Source organism: Dietzia sp. IN118, assembly GCF_032905965.1.
In the GTDB taxonomy this organism is placed as follows: domain Bacteria; phylum Actinomycetota; class Actinomycetes; order Mycobacteriales; family Mycobacteriaceae; genus Dietzia; species Dietzia kunjamensis.
In genome coordinates this window covers 822,957-837,062 of sequence record NZ_JAUMSR010000001.1, presented here as the reverse complement: position 1 = coordinate 837,062, position 14,106 = coordinate 822,957, and the positions used below count along the sequence as shown (strand labels likewise).

12 protein-coding genes are annotated in these 14,106 nt (G+C 70.5%); 2 read left to right on the top strand and 10 right to left on the bottom strand.

Annotation, left to right across the window (positions count from 1 at the left end; translation table 11 throughout):
* Positions 1-134: 134 nt before the first annotated feature.
* Positions 135-1,604, bottom strand: a complete 1,470-nt coding sequence (locus Q2K20_RS04110) for an MFS transporter (protein ID WP_069388526.1) — start codon at positions 1,602-1,604, stop codon at positions 135-137.
* Between the two features lie 371 nt (positions 1,605-1,975).
* On the opposite strand from Q2K20_RS04110, the gene Q2K20_RS04105 reads away from it, so the two are divergent.
* Positions 1,976-2,314, top strand: coding sequence for a hypothetical protein (locus tag Q2K20_RS04105; RefSeq protein WP_268098360.1), 339 nt, complete (start codon positions 1,976-1,978; stop codon positions 2,312-2,314).
* A gap of 109 nt (positions 2,315-2,423) precedes the next feature.
* Here Q2K20_RS04105 and Q2K20_RS04100 read toward each other — a convergent pair whose 3' ends face one another.
* Genes Q2K20_RS04100 through Q2K20_RS04085 form a run of 4 tightly spaced genes read right to left on the bottom strand, consistent with a single transcriptional unit; the run spans position 2,424 to position 6,929 of the window.
* Positions 2,424-3,287 (bottom strand): LuxR C-terminal-related transcriptional regulator, encoded by an 864-nt coding sequence (locus tag Q2K20_RS04100; protein WP_069388528.1) that lies wholly within the window; start codon positions 3,285-3,287, stop codon positions 2,424-2,426.
* Positions 3,288-3,312: 25 nt separating this feature from the next.
* Positions 3,313-4,197 (bottom strand): 3-hydroxyisobutyrate dehydrogenase, encoded by an 885-nt coding sequence (gene mmsB, locus Q2K20_RS04095; RefSeq protein WP_069388531.1) that lies wholly within the window; start codon positions 4,195-4,197, stop codon positions 3,313-3,315.
* Between the two features lie 14 nt (positions 4,198-4,211).
* A complete protein-coding gene (locus tag Q2K20_RS04090) occupies positions 4,212-5,375 on the bottom strand; it encodes an acyl-CoA dehydrogenase family protein (protein WP_268098362.1) in 1,164 nt (387 codons plus the stop codon).
* 27 nt (positions 5,376-5,402) lie between these two features.
* Positions 5,403-6,929: a CoA-acylating methylmalonate-semialdehyde dehydrogenase gene (locus tag Q2K20_RS04085; protein WP_069388529.1), complete on the bottom strand. Its 1,527-nt coding sequence runs from the start codon at positions 6,927-6,929 to the stop codon at positions 5,403-5,405.
* A gap of 206 nt (positions 6,930-7,135) precedes the next feature.
* Between Q2K20_RS04085 and Q2K20_RS04080 the strand changes: the two genes are divergently transcribed.
* The gene (locus tag Q2K20_RS04080) at positions 7,136-8,872 is read left to right on the top strand and encodes an AMP-binding protein (RefSeq protein ID WP_163375589.1); all 1,737 of its coding nucleotides are present in this window, start codon (positions 7,136-7,138) and stop codon (positions 8,870-8,872) included.
* 111 nt (positions 8,873-8,983) lie between these two features.
* Here the strand turns inward: Q2K20_RS04080 and Q2K20_RS04075 are convergent, their stop codons facing one another.
* The 5 genes from Q2K20_RS04075 to Q2K20_RS04055 all read right to left on the bottom strand — a co-directional run bounded on the left by Q2K20_RS04075 (position 8,984) and on the right by Q2K20_RS04055 (position 14,072).
* On the bottom strand, positions 8,984-9,859 hold the full coding sequence (locus Q2K20_RS04075) for an SDR family NAD(P)-dependent oxidoreductase (RefSeq protein WP_132063012.1): 876 nt from the start codon (positions 9,857-9,859) through the stop codon (positions 8,984-8,986).
* Positions 9,856-11,496, bottom strand: a complete 1,641-nt coding sequence (locus tag Q2K20_RS04070) for an AMP-binding protein (protein ID WP_132063014.1) — start codon at positions 11,494-11,496, stop codon at positions 9,856-9,858. The genes Q2K20_RS04075 and Q2K20_RS04070 overlap by 4 nt, the downstream gene beginning before the upstream one ends.
* 58 nt (positions 11,497-11,554) lie before the next feature.
* Positions 11,555-12,304: a hypothetical protein gene (locus Q2K20_RS04065; RefSeq protein ID WP_269501884.1), complete on the bottom strand. Its 750-nt coding sequence runs from the start codon at positions 12,302-12,304 to the stop codon at positions 11,555-11,557.
* Between the two features lie 197 nt (positions 12,305-12,501).
* Entirely contained in the window at positions 12,502-13,491 is a 990-nt protein-coding gene (locus tag Q2K20_RS04060; RefSeq protein WP_269501886.1) for a hypothetical protein, read from the bottom strand.
* A gap of 8 nt (positions 13,492-13,499) precedes the next feature.
* Positions 13,500-14,072 carry a TetR/AcrR family transcriptional regulator gene (locus tag Q2K20_RS04055; RefSeq protein WP_119192167.1) on the bottom strand — a complete coding sequence of 191 codons (573 nt, stop codon included), beginning with the start codon at positions 14,070-14,072 and terminating at the stop codon, positions 13,500-13,502.
* Between the last annotated feature and the right edge of the window lie 34 nt (positions 14,073-14,106).

The following is a 14,106-nucleotide window of genomic DNA, read 5'->3' as shown; positions in this document are numbered from 1 at the left end:
GGTCAGCGTGCCGGGGCGATCTCCGGGCCCCGGACACGACACCGCGCCCGGCCCCCTCTCGGGTGGGGCCGGGCGCGGCTGCTCGTGGGGTACCGCCGTGTGGCGGTGGGTGACGCGAGGGCGTCAGGAACGGGTCACGGTACCTCGGAGGCGAAGGCGTCCGTCGTGGCGATGTCCTCGGTCTCGGCGTGCATCACGTTCTTGCTCGACTCCTTCATGAGCAGGATGCAGATGAAGGACATCACGGACAGCGCGCACAGCATGATGCCGACGCCGAGCGTGTTCCCGTCACCGATCATCTTGGCGGCGGCCAGGGGCGGCAGCGCACCACCGAGGATGCCCGCCAGGTTGTAGCCGAGGCCGGCGCCGGTGTAGCGGTAGCGGGACATGAACAGCTCGGGGAGCAGCGCACCGGCGGGGCCGTAGGCGATACCGAAGATGATCAGCGTGACGAACAGGACCAACCCGAACGCGAAGGCCGAACCGGTGTCGAGGATCGGGAAGATGAACATGGTCCAGAGCACCGCCAGCCCGACCGAGGTCCCGATGACCTTCCGACGACCGATGCGGTCCGAGAACAACGCGGACAGCGCGATGGCGGCACCGAAGACGAGGGCCGCGATCATGCCCATGCCGAGGACGAACGGGCGCGAGTGTCCGAGGGTCCCGGTGGCGTAGCTCGTGAGGAACGAGGTGCCCATGTAGAAGAGGGAGAACAGCGAGGTGAGCGCGCCACCCGCGATGAGGATCTCCTTCCACTGGTAGCGGAGTGCATCCGCGAACGGCAGCGTCTTGGGGGCCGGGGCCCTGTTCGCGGCCTTGTCGGCGGCCTCGGTCGCGGCGGCCTCCCTGGCCTGACGCTCCTGGTTCTGACGGAAGACCGGGGTCTCCTCGACCGAGATCCGGATCCACAGACCGATCAGGACCAGCACGGCGGAGAGCAGGAACGGGATGCGCCAGCCGTACTGCATGAACGGGCTGTCGACGTCCGCACCGGAACCGGCGATGAGGGAGAACAGCAGGAACGTTCCCGAGGACAGGAAGAACGCGAAGGCCACGCCCAGCTGGGGCCACATACCCATCATCCCGCGCTTGCCCTCGGGGGCGTACTCCGCCGTGAGCAGGGTCGCTCCGGCCCACTCGCCGCCGACCGCGAAGCCCTGGAAGAAGCGGCACAGGACGAGCAGCGTCGGCGCCCAGATCCCGATGCCGCCCTCGAAGACGCCGAACGCGCCGGTCTCGTAGCCGGGCAGCAGACCGATGAACACGGTCGCGACGCCCATGATGATCAGCGTCCAGACCAGGGTGCGCTTGCGGCCGATCCGGTCACCGAAGTGGCCGAAGATGGCGGCACCCACGGGGCGTGCGAAGAATGCGACGGCGAACGTCGCGAACGAGGACAACGTCGCGGCGGCGGGGTCCTGGCCCGGGAAGAACAGGGTCGGGAAGACCAGCGCGGCGGCGGTGCCGTAGATGAAGAAGTCGTACCACTCGATCGTGGTGCCGATCGAGGACGCCGCGGCGACCTTCTTCAGCGAGGTCTTCGGCTTGACCGGTGAAACCGCGGAGGACCGCGGTGCCGCGTTCCCCGGTGGGGTGTTCATGGACTGCGTCAAGACAAACTCCAGTCTTGTCGGGTTCGCCGGGTATCGGACCTCCGGCGAGGCGGGTGATCGCCGACGCATCTACGTCGATTGAGGAAAAGATATGTGACTGGGACCACACCCGATACACCCGAAAGTGGATGGTCGGTGATCCGGATCACGTCGCGGCCGGGTGAACCCGGCGCCGCCGGACCGGAATCGCACCGCCGCGGGTCTCCCTGGGGTGACGGGCGAGACGCCGACCACGAGCCCGAAGGAGCGCGCCCGATGCCTCGACCCACCCGTTCATCCGGTATCCACTCTTCGGCCCGGGCGCCGTCCACGGACTCGACGGCCGCGCGCACGAGGTACGCAAGAACGCACTCGCCGACATGGCCTATGACGACGAGCGCGCCGCACGGTTCTCCGAGCTGGTCGCCGGTGAACTCGAGGGGATGCTCGGCGACTGGGCGCGCAGCGGTACCGGCACGGTCTACGGCGACACCACCACGCCGTTCGGTCGGGCGGCGTTCCGCTGGGCGGGCCTCCCGCTCACCCCGGCGGAGGCCGATCGCCGGGCCCGGCAGATGAGCAGGCTGCTCGACTCGTTCGGAAAGGTCGCGACCAACCCGGTCGCCGAGGTCGAACGCTTCCCGTGGACGCGGATGCTCACCCGTCCCGCGACGGGCGTGCGGGTCGCGTTGCAGGACCGGGAGATTGCGGCGCCGTAGAGCCGCCCTCGCCAGCGCGTCGGCGCGCGACGAGAAGAGCGTTCCGCACACTGTCCTCTCGGGCGATGTGTGCGGAACGCTCTTCGCAACGGGGGCCGGTCGGGGCGCCTCAGGGCAGGACGCCGAGGAGCCGGGCGCGCGCGACGGACTCCATCCGCGACCGCGTACCGAGCTTGGTCCCGATGTTGCGCAGATACGCCTTGATGGTCTCCGGGGACAGCGACAGCCGCGCCCCCACCTCCGCATTCGAGCAACCGAGCGCCACCTGGGCCAGCACGTCGATCTCGCGCGGGGAGAGCACCGACTTGGCGGGCACCGGGATGCCCCCGGCTTCGGGAGACCGACCCACGCCGGCGAGGGCGGACCCGGCGGCCAGGAGCCGGTCGCGCAACGCCGGGTCACCCAGCTCCGCGGCGATCGCCCGTAGCTCTCCGTGGAGAACGCGCAGCTGCTCGCGGTCCGCGGCCTCGAAGCCGACGGGGTGCTCCGCGGCGGCGAGGTCCGCCATCCGCAGCCGTCGGTCGACCTCGTCCCTGACCTGGAACTCCGCGGCGAGGTCCGAGGCGACCGAGTTGAACGTCCTGGCGACGTGGTCGCCGAGCTGGGTGGCCACCCGCGCCGACCCGTAGAGGATCGTCCGCGCGACGCCCGAGACCATCACCGGCACCGAGATGATGGCCCGCAGTCCCTCCTGCTCCACCGCATCGGCGTAGTCGCGGGTGATGCTCGAGCAGTCCTCGTAGTCGCGGACCGTGGCGGGACGCCGCGACGCCATGACGTGCCCACCGAGCCCCCGGCCCTTGGCCACGGCCAGACCCTGCATCGAGTTCGTGCGCACGCCGATGAAGCGGGTGAGCTTCGCCGTCTCGCCGTCGGCCTGCCCCGCGAACACGATCGGCAGCGCGGACTCCTGCCGCGCGCGGCGCAGGGCTCCGAGGACGGCGTCCGAATCACTGGGTCGAAGGGTGGTCATGGTCAGCTCCCGAGAGTGGAGACGGTCAGCTCCGCGCGGAATCGCGGATGCTGGTGATGATGGCGCTGAAGTCCTTGCCACCGTTGTCCTGCGCGAACTCGTCGTACAGGGCCGCGGCCGCCGCACCGAGCGGCGCGACCGTACCGGTGCTCTCCAGCGCGGCCAGGGCCAGTCCCAGATCCTTGTTCATCAGGGCCGTGGCGAAGCCGGGCGTGAAGTCGTTGTTCGCCGGGGAGGTGGGCACCGGGCCGGGCACGGGGCAGTTGGTGTGCAGGGCCCAGCTGTTGCCGGTCGCCCCGGTGACGACGTCGTACAGGGCCTGGTGCTCGAGCCCCAGCCGCTCCGCGAGCACGAACGCCTCGCCGATCGCGATCTGGTGGACGGCCAGCACCATGTTGTTGCAGACCTTGGCGGCCTGGCCGGCCCCCGCGGCGCCGCAGTGGATGACCTTGCCCGCCATGGGCTCGAGCACCGGCTGCGCCGCGGCGAAGGCCTCGTCCTCCCCGCCCACCATGAACGCCAGCGTCCCCGCGGTCGCGCCCTTCACCCCGCCCGAGACCGGGGCGTCCACCTGGAGCATCCCCGCCTCGACGGCCTTGGCGTGCACCGCCCGGGCGTCGTCGACCGAGATGGTGGACGAGTCGATGAACAGCGTTCCGGCCTCCGCCTCACCCAGGACGTCGTCGTAGGTCGAGGTGACCAGCGCGCCGTTGGGGAGCATCGTGATGACGACCGCGGCACCACGGACCGCCTCGGCCGGCGTCCCGCACACGGTCACACCGGCCGAACGCGCGGCCTCCTGCGCGGCGGGAACCGGGTCGAAACCGCGGACCTCGTGGCCGGCACCGACGAGGTTGGCCGCCATGGGACCGCCCATGTTGCCCAGGCCGAGGAAAGCGACGGTCGGCAGTTCGTTGGTCATTCCTACGCTCCCAGTCCGCGCGCGGCGACGGCCCTGCCGACGACGACGCGCATGATCTCGTTCGTGCCCTCAAGGATGCGGTGCACCCGCAGATCCCGCACGATCTTCTCGATTCCGTATTCGGATAGATACCCGTAGCCGCCGAACAGCTGCAGCGACCGGTCGGCGATGTCGAAGCACCGGTCGGTGACGAACAGCTTCGCCATGGCACACAGCTCGACGTGGTCCGGCTCCTTGGCGTCCAGCGCCGCGGCGGCGCGCCACAGCAGGAGCCGACTGGCCTCCAGTTCGGTGGCCATCTCGGCCAGGGTGAACCGGATGGTCGGCTCGTCGATGAGCGCACCGCCGAACGCCTCGCGGTCCCGCACGTGTGCCACGGCCCGCGAGTACGCCTCCTGGGCCCCACCCAGCGAGCAGGCGGCGATGTTGATGCGCCCGCCGTTGAGTCCACGCATCGCGATGGTGAAGCCGAGCCCCTCCCCGCCGGTGTCCGCGCCGCCGATGAGATTGGCGGCCGGAACCCGGACGCTTTCCATGATCACCTGCGCCGTCGGCTGGGCGTTCCAGCCCATCTTCCGCTCGTCGGGGCCGAAGCTCAGCCCGTCCGAGTCGGCCGGGACCAGAAACGCCGAGATGCCCTTGGGGCCGGCCTCCCCGGTCCGGGCCATCACCAGGTAGACGTCCGACTGGCCGCCCCCGGAGATGAACTGCTTGGTGCCGCTGAGCACGTAGTGGTCACCGTCGCGGACCGCCTTGGTGCGCAGCGCCGCCGCGTCCGACCCGGCGCCCGGCTCGGTGAGGCAGTAGCTGGCGAACTTCTCGAGCGAGGCCAGCTCGGGGATCCACTGCCGGCGCTGCTCGTCGGTGCCGAACTCGTCGACCATCCACACGCACATGTTGTGGATGGACAGGTACGCCGCCACCGACGGGCACCCGCGCGCGAGCTGCTCGAAGATCCGCACGCCGTCCAGTCGACGCATCCCGCTGCCCCCGACCTCCTCGGAGACATAGATCGCGCCCATGCCCATCCCGGCGGCCTCGCGGAGGACGTCCTTGGGGAAGTGGTGGGTCTCGTCCCACTCCTGCGCCTTGGGACCGATCCGCTTGTCCGAGAAGTCGCGTGCGGCGTCGACGATGACCTTGTCGTCGTCATCAAGCGTGAACATGGGTGTTCCTCTCCTGGGGCGAGCCGGTCAGTCCATCGTGGGGATGTTGAAGTCGGCCCCGTCCTTGATGCCCGACGGCCAGCGCTGCGTGACGGTCTTGACCTTGGAGTAGAACTTGATCGACTCCGGGCCGTGCTGGTTGAGGTCGCCGAATCCGGACTTCTTCCAGCCACCGAAGGTGTGGTACGCGATCGGGACCGGGATCGGCACGTTGACGCCGACCATGCCGACCTCGACGCGGGAGACGAACTCACGGGCGGCGTCGCCGTCGCGGGTGAAGATCGCCACGCCGTTGCCGTACTCGTGGTCGTTGGGCAGGCTCAGCGCCTCCTCGAAGTCCTTGGCGTGGACCACCACGAGGACGGGGCCGAAGATCTCGTCGGTGTAGACGCTCATGTCCGGGGTCACCTTGTCCATGAGCGTCGGGCCCACGTAGTAGCCCTCGGAGATGTCCTCACCGTTGAACTCGCCGGTGTAGGCACCCACACCGCGACCGTCGACGAGGAGCTCGGCGCCGGCCTTCTCGCCCTGATCGATGTAGTCCAGAACGCGGGCCTTGGACTCGGGGGTCACCAGCGGGCCGTAGTCGGACTGCGGGTCGTGGCTGTGACCGACCTTGAGCTCCTTGACCTTGGGCAGCAGCTTCTCGAGCAGCGCCTCGGCCGTGCCCTCGCCGACGGGGACGGCCACGGAGATGGCCATGCAGCGCTCGCCGGCGGAGCCGAAACCGGCTCCGACCAGGGCGTCCGCGACCTGGTCCATGTCGGCGTCCGGCATGATGATCGCGTGGTTCTTGGCGCCGCCGAAGCACTGCGCGCGCTTGCCGGTGCGGGCGGCGCTGGAGTAGATGTACTGCGCGATCGGGGTGGACCCGACGAAGCCGACGGCCTGGATCGTGTCGTTGTCGAGGATCGCGTCCACGGCCTCCTTGTCGCCGTGCACGACCTGGAAGATGCCGTCCGGCAGGCCCGCCTCGGTGAACAGCTCGGCCAGGCGCACCGGCACGGAAGGGTCCCGCTCGGAGGGCTTGAGGACGAAGGCGTTGCCGCACGCGATGGCCGGGCCGGCCTTCCACAGCGGGATCATGGCCGGGAAGTTGAACGGGGTGATGCCGGCGACGACGCCCAGCGGCTGGCGCATGGAGTAGACGTCCACGCCGGTGCCCGCGTTCTCGGTGAACTCGCCCTTGAGCAGGTGCGGGATGCCGATCGCGAACTCAACGACCTCGAGGCCGCGCTGAATGTCGCCCTTGGCGTCCGGCGTGGTCTTGCCGTGCTCGATCGCGAGCAGCTCGGCGAGCTCGTCCATGTTCTGGTTGACCAGGTCCACGAACCGCATGAGCACGCGGGCGCGCTTCTGCGGGTTCTGCGCGGCCCACGCCTTCTGCGCGGCGGCTGCCTTGGCGATGACGTCGTCGACCTCGGCCGTGGTGGCCAGTGGTACGACCGCCTGCGCCTTGCCCGTGCTGGGGTTGAGCACCTCCTGGCTCCGCCCCCCGGTGGCCGCGACCCGCGCGCCGTTGATGTAGTGCTCGACCTGCCTGAGATCCGACATGGACGTCCCTTCCTCAGTGGGGCGGCGCGCGTCTGAGCCCGCTCACCCCTGTCCCGTGATGCCCATCACCATATACTTGCAACTCCTAGTAATCCATAGCCGGGCCCCGGTCGACCCCGGACCCTCCCCTTTCGGGTGTACCGCCAGCCCTCGCGGCAGCCCTACTGTGAGCTGACTCACTCATACGTTCCGTCGAAGGAGCATCCATGCCCCCGCTGCCCACCGAGGCCACCGTCCGGTTCCGCGCCGCCCGCGACTTCCTCCAGGCACACGCGCTGGACTACGACGCCGCGCGGGACGGATTCGCCTGGCCCGAGCTCGACGAGTGGAACTGGGCACTGAACTGGTTCGACGTCCAGGCCGAGGGGAACGACGACCCCGCCCTGTGGATCGTCGAGGAGAACGACGGCGGCGGCGCCCCCACCGAGGCCAAGTACTCGTTCGAGGAGATGCGGGTCCGGTCCGACCAGACGGCCAACTGGCTGCGTGAGCGGGGCGTCGAGCCCGGCGACCGCATCCTGCTCATGCTGGCCAACCAGGTGGAGCTGTGGGACGTCATGCTGGCGGTGATCAAGCTCGGTGCCGTGGTCATCCCCGCCACCACGCTGCTCGCCGAGGGCGACCTGCGGGACCGCATCGCGCGCGGCGGCATCAAGCACGTCATCGCGCGCGGCGAGCTGGCCGAACGGTTCGCCGACATCTCCGGCGACTACCAGCGCATCTCGGTCGGCGGGGACGAGCGGGGCGGCACGCCGGAGGGCTGGACCGACCTGGCCGGAGCGATGGACGCCTCCCCCGACTTCGAACCGACCCACACCACCCACGCCGACGACACCCTGCTCCTGTACTTCACCTCCGGCACCACGAGCAAGCCCAAGCTCGTCGAGCACACGCACGCCTCCTACCCGGCGGGCCACCTGTCGACCATGTACTGGATCGGCCTCCAGCCCGGCGACGTCCACCTCAACGTCTCCTCCCCCGGCTGGGCCAAGCACGCCTGGTCGAACGTCTTCACCCCGTGGATCGCGGGGTCGTGCGTGTTCATCTACAACTACTCGCGCTTCGACGCCGCGGCGATGATGCGCGAGATGGACCGCTGCGGCGTGACGAGCCTGTGCTGCCCCCCGACCGTGTGGCGGATGCTCATCCAGGCCGACCTGACCCAGCTGCAGGTCCCGCCCCGCCTGGCGGTGGGCGCGGGCGAGCCGCTCAACCCCGAGGTCATCGGCCGGGTCCGGGACGCGTGGGGGGTGACGATCCGCGACGGGTTCGGCCAGACCGAGACCACCGTGCAGATCGCCAACACCCCGGGCCAGCCCATCAAGGACGGCTCGATGGGCCGCCCGTGCCCCGGCTTCGACGTGGTGCTGGTCGACCCGGCCACCGGTCGGGAGCTCGCCGGCGACGGCGCGGAGGGCGAGATCTGCCTGCGCCTCGACCCCCGCCCGCTTGGACTGATGGTCGGTTACCACGGTGATGCCGAGCGCACCGACGCCGCCTACGCGGACGGCTTCTACCACACCGGCGACGTGGGGTCCCGCGACGCGGAGGGCTACATCACCTACGTCGGGCGCACCGACGACGTGTTCAAGTCCTCCGACTACCGGATCTCGCCGTTCGAGCTGGAATCGGTGCTGCTCGAGCACCCGGCCGTCGCCGAGGCCGCCGTCGTCCCCTCCCCTGACCCGGTGCGGCTGAGCGTGCCCAAGGCCTTCGTCGTCCTGGCCGGCGGCTGGGAGCCCACCGAGGCCACGGCGCGCGAGATCTTCGAGTACTCGCGCACCCACCTGGCCGGCTACAAGCGGGTCCGGCGCCTGCAGTTCACCGACCTGCCCAAGACAATCTCCGGCAAGATCAGGCGGGTGGAGCTGCGCCGCGGCGAGGTCGACAACGGTCCGTCGGTGGACTTCCCCGGTGAGTTCCGCGAGGACGCACTGCGCTGACGGTGGACGCCGTCCGGGGCGTGCGAGGACGGGCGACGACGACGAGGTGGTCGTCCCCGTCCGGTGCGCGGTCCGCGGGCGGCCGCCACGCGACGCGGGTCCCGAGGCGGCTCACGTCCGGAGGAAGCCGTCGATCTCCTCGGGCGTCCACGGCGCATGCGAGTGGAAATCGCGGTACGCCAGGATCTGCGCCTCCGGCGTGGGGAATCGTCCGACGAAGCCGCCCGATCCGGCGAAGACGCCCCCGGTGATCCCCGCGGAGAGGTCGGAGACGAGATAGGTGTAGAGGGGTGCGACGTACTCCGGGCCCGCCGGGTCCAGTGCCCCGGCCACACTCAGCTCGTCGAGCATTCCCCGGCGCCCCAGGTCCCGGATCTGCTCCTCGTAGGCCTCACCACTGGACAGACGGGTGCGCGCGCCGGGGCACACGACGTTCGCCCGGACCCCGTGCTCGGCCAGTTCCGCCGCGATCGCCATGGTGAGTGAGGTGACGGCGCCCTTGCCGGCCGAGTAGCCGGTCCCGCCGTAGTCGCCCTTCCAGGCGAACGACGACGTGGTGACGATCGCACCCGTTCCCGCCTCCACCAGGTGTGGCGCGAAGACGCGACACGGGGCGAACACCGTGCCCAGGTGGGCGTCGATGAGGTCGGCGAAATCGGCGTGGGACACCGTGAGGATCGACGACCCCGCCGGTTCGGGCACCCCGGCGCACGTGATGAGCCCGCCCACGACCGAGTCCCCCTCCCTCGCCCGGGCGAGCAGCTCCTCGGCGACGGCGGGCTCGTGCGCCGACCCGGCGACGCCGCGGATCCGGCCGGTCGACCGTGCCGCGAGGTCGTCGACCTGCTCGGCCAGCGCCCGTGGATCCCGGCCGTTGAGCACGACGTCCGCACCCCGGGCCGCCAGGTCCTCGGCCACCGCGGACCCGATCCCGCGCGAGGATCCGGTGACGGCGTACGCCCGCCCGCCCAGGTGGAGCGCGGTCACTGCCGGCGGTCGTGGTCGGGTCCGCGGGCGGCGAGGGTCCGCTTGGCCCACCCGTAGTCCGTCTTGCTGCTGGGGTGCCGCTCCACCTTGTCGACGACCCAGAACGCGACCGGGATCTTGAACCCCGCCAGGGTCGCGCGCAGCGCCTCCTCCAGGGCCGCGAAGTCCCCGGTGTGGCCGTCATCCCACTGGAGCACCGCCCCGACCCGGTGGCCGAACCGCTCGTCCGTCACGCCCAGCGCCACGGCGTCCTGCACGCCCTCGGCTGCCTTGAGCGCCGACTCGACCTCCTCGGCGAAGATCTTCTCGCCACCGGAGTTGATCACCTGGCTGCCCCGGCCGAGCATGATGATCGTGTCCGGGCCGTCGTACCTGCCGCGATCGCCGGTGAAGACCCGCCGGGTCCCGGCGATCTCGCGGAACGTCTCCGCCGACTTGGCGGCGTCCTTGTAGTAGCCACTGGGCTGGTAGCCGGCCTTGACGATCCAGCCGATCTCGGTGGAGTCGTCGGGCAGCGGCTCGTCGAAGTCGTCCACCAGTTGCAGGCCGCTGCCCCGGGGGATGCGGGGGCCGTGGTCTGCGAACAGGGACCCGTCGTCGACGTTCGCCCTCGTCACGACTCCCAGCCCGCCGAAGCCGCTCTCGGAGGACCCGAACGCGTCCATGATCATGAGATCGGGGCGCAGCTCGAAGAGTTCGGCCTTGACCGATGGCGAGAACAGGGCGGCGCCGGAGCTGACCATGAACACACTCGAGGTGTCGGCACCGGTGCCGCGCATCCGTTCGAGCATCGGCCGCACCATGGCGTCGCCGGCGAGGACGACGATCTGGATCTTCTCGCTCTCGATCTCCTCGAGCACGTCGGGCGCCCGGAAGTGCGGCAGGTAGTGGCACGTGCCCCCGGAGACCAGGGCGGTGAACGAGGGCATGAGCCCGGAGGTGTGGATGAGCGGGAGCAGGACGAGGTAGCGCGCGGGGTCCCCGCCCAGGCCGGCACGGGACTGGTGGTACTCGTCGGGCACCGGCTCCCCGGTGTAGTAGTCGCTGCCCCCGCCGAGGCTGCGCCACAGGTCCTCCTGGCGCCACATCACGCCCTTCGGCTTGCCGGTGGTCCCGCCCGTGAAGACGAGGAAGAGGTCGTCCGCGATGCGTTCCACCGGCGCCCGGTCCGGCGAGGCCGCGGCGAGGAGTTCCCGGGCGTCGAGCGTGCCGGACGGCAGCTCCCCCGCCCCGGATCCGTCCTCGACCACGATGAGGTGACGCAGCCGCTCCGCGTCCCCGGCCGCACCCGCCACCGCCGGGGTGAACTCGCGATGGAAGACCAGGGCGCAGGAGTCGGAGTAGTCGTAGAGGTACCCCAGCTCGGATCCCGCGTAGCGGTAGTTGATGCTGACGGGCACGGCACGGAGTTTGAGGACGCCGAGGAACAGCGCGATGCAGTCCGCCCCGTTGCGCAGGTGGATCGCCACGTGATCGCCGGGCCCCACCCCCCGGGAGGCCAGCCCGTCCGCCCACCGGTTGGCCTCGGCCTCCAGGTCCGCGTAGGTGAGCCGGCGGTCGTCCTCCACCACCGCGAGCCGGTCGCGTCCGTACGCGTCGACCGCGTGCTCGAAGAGATCTGCCAGGGTGTGTGCCATTACGGGGTCCTCCGGGGCGGGCTACTCGGGTGGAGCGGACTCGTCGGGTGGGGTCGGTTCAGACGGGCGTGATGGGGAGCGGGGTGCGGGTGGGTCCGAAGGTGAACGCCGCGCCGGTGCTGATGCGGGTGACGGCGACCTCCTCGCCCTCCGTGGCCGGCTCGTCGCCCAACCGCAGGACCGCCTCCACGTGCGAGCCGTCCGTCGGGACTCGCTCCACGGTCCAGTGCGGGTCGACCGCCTGCGCGGCGGCGGCGAGGGGCCGGAGCCCGTCCCGGGCGAGCAGCGGGAGCCAGGTGTCGTCGGCGAACCCGTCGGCGGCGGTGTCCCAGCGGACCGTCAGCTCGGTACCGTCCGCGGACACCTCCGATGAGTAGCCGGTGTAAGCGGTGGGCCCGGCGAGAGGGTGCACGTCGAGTACCGCGGCGAGGCCGAGCGCGTCGGGGCCCACGCCCAGGACCTCGCGGATCCGTCCCGCCGCGACACCGGCGATGCCGGTGGCCTGGTAGGCGAGGAGCCGGTCCGCCGTCTCGGTGTCCGACCGACGCCGCACCGACTGGTGGAAACCGACGGCGAGCAGGTGCATCTGGAGATAGACCTCGCGGGTGATCCGGATGAGTGCGGCGGAGGTGAACTCGGTGAAGACCAGGTCGGTCAGCAGTGGTCCCGCGTAGTCGTCGCGCGGGCCCTCGCCGGTCGTGTCCCGGGGCGCCGGGGGGTCGAACCGGAAGTCGATGATCCGGCTGGACGCGGACTCGAGCGCGGGTCCGGGCACCGGGAACGGCTCGCCGTCCGGGTCGATCCGCACCCGCCAGTGGCAGTGCGGGGTGCGGCCCTCCCGGGGCGCGGAGCGGGCGGTGGATGGGTTCGACGACCGCGAGCGGATTGGTGGCCAGCGCGGTGGCGGGAAAGGTGGGGTCCTCGATGTCGTGGCACATGGTGGTGACCAGCCGGTCCCCCATCGGCTCGACGTCCATGAGGGCTCCACAGTGGTCCAGCCAGAACTCACCGTTGTCGTGGTCGGTCACCGAGTACCGGAAGTCCATGAACTCCGGCGGGGCGCCCACGTCCAGTTGGAAGCCCTTGAAGATCTCGGCGACCCCGTCGCCGGTGATCGACAGTGCGTCCTTCATCCGGCGGGCGTAGTGGGGACTGGCGGCCTGCCATTCCTCGATCGCCACGTCCGTCGAGCACGGCCCGCGACTGGCCGGGGTACTCGTGGCCCCAGAACAGGGCGTTGGCCAGAAGCTTGGTCGTGGTCTCGTTACCGGCCACCACCATGAGGAACAGGAAGGACAGGATCTCGTCGTCGTCCAGCTTCTCGCCGTCGATCTCGGCGTCGAGCAGCGCGGAGGTGAGGTCCCCGGTCCGGGCGGTACGACGCTCGGCGACCATCCCCTGGTAGTAGGTGATGAGGTCGAGCGCGGCCACCATGGAGTCCTCCGGCACGTCCTGCACGCCCTCCTCGCGGTGCATGACGAGGTCGGCCAGCCGACGCAGTTCGGCCCGGTCGACCTCCGGTACGCCCATGAGATCCGAGATGACGTCCATGGGCAGCTTGCCCGCGTAGTCGTCGACGAAGTCGATGGTCTCCCCGTCGCGGGACCGGGCCAGGCACTCGTCCCAGTGCTGCCGCGAGATCCTCGAGATCCCCTCGGACAGGGCGTCCACGCGCCTGGAGGTGAACCCCTTGCTCACCAGCTTGCGCAGGCGGGCGTGGCGGGGATCGTCCATCGCGAGGAAGGACATCGTCTTGTAGGCGTGCGGCCCGTACGCGGCGGGGTCCAGCGAGACCCCCATGGCGTTGGAGAACACGTCCGGCGCGCGGAACGCCTCGCGGACGTCCGCGTGCCTGCTCAGCGCCCAGAAGTCGAGGTCCGGGTTGTTGTAGACGGGCGCCTCGGCGCGGAGACGGGCGTAGAACGGGTAGGGATCCTCGTGCACCGCGTAGTCGTACGGGCTGAACACGAGCGGAGCGGGCGTCGCGGTGGTCATCTCGGGCGTCACCTCAGGATCAGTCGTGCTGCGGATTCGATCGCGTCTGCCATGTCCGAGTAGGAGCCGTAGCCCATGCCCGCCCGGACGAGTGCCCCGGCGTAGACCATCTCCAGCGCCTGGACCACCTCGTCGTCGTTCCGCTCCCCCAACGCCGCCACGAGGCGACGTCGGATATCGGCGCCGATCCGTACCCGCAGGTGGGATACCTCGGGGTCGTCGCCCAACAGGGCGGCGGTGACGGCCGACGACAGTTCCGGCTCGTCGGCGAGGAGGAGCGCGACGTCGCGCAACACGGCGACCACCCGGTCGGCGGCGGAGCCACCGTCGGCGGCCTCGGTCACGTGGTCGTCCAGACGGCGCCAGAACACCTCCGCGATGAGGTGGCCCTTGGAGGAGAAGTACGTGTAGGCGGTCGCCGGTGCGACGCCGGCCCTGGCGGCCACGGCACGGACGGCCAGGCCTCCCGGACCCTTCTCCCGCAGCACCTCGACCGCCGCGCTGGTCAGGCGGTCGACGGTCTCGGCCTGCTGGCCGTTGAGCCTGCGCCGCGTCGATTCGAACCGAAGATCACTGGACATGTGTCTGGACAGTACACCACCGTCCGGACTATCG

Coding starts and splice junctions, on each gene's coding strand:
- Q2K20_RS04060 (WP_269501886.1), bottom strand. CDS start 13,491: ATGACCACCGCGACGCCCGCTCCGCTCGTGTTCAGCCCGTACGACTAC.
- Q2K20_RS04110 (WP_069388526.1), bottom strand. CDS start 1,604: ATGAACACCCCACCGGGGAACGCGGCACCGCGGTCCTCCGCGGTTTCA.
- Q2K20_RS04085 (WP_069388529.1), bottom strand. CDS start 6,929: ATGTCGGATCTCAGGCAGGTCGAGCACTACATCAACGGCGCGCGGGTC.
- Q2K20_RS04055 (WP_119192167.1), bottom strand. CDS start 14,072: ATGTCCAGTGATCTTCGGTTCGAATCGACGCGGCGCAGGCTCAACGGC.
- Q2K20_RS04070 (WP_132063014.1), bottom strand. CDS start 11,496: ATGGCACACACCCTGGCAGATCTCTTCGAGCACGCGGTCGACGCGTAC.
- Q2K20_RS04090 (WP_268098362.1), bottom strand. CDS start 5,375: ATGTTCACGCTTGATGACGACGACAAGGTCATCGTCGACGCCGCACGC.
- Q2K20_RS04100 (WP_069388528.1), bottom strand. CDS start 3,287: ATGACCACCCTTCGACCCAGTGATTCGGACGCCGTCCTCGGAGCCCTG.
- Q2K20_RS04080 (WP_163375589.1), top strand. CDS start 7,136: ATGCCCCCGCTGCCCACCGAGGCCACCGTCCGGTTCCGCGCCGCCCGC.
- Q2K20_RS04105 (WP_268098360.1), top strand. CDS start 1,976: ATGGCCTATGACGACGAGCGCGCCGCACGGTTCTCCGAGCTGGTCGCC.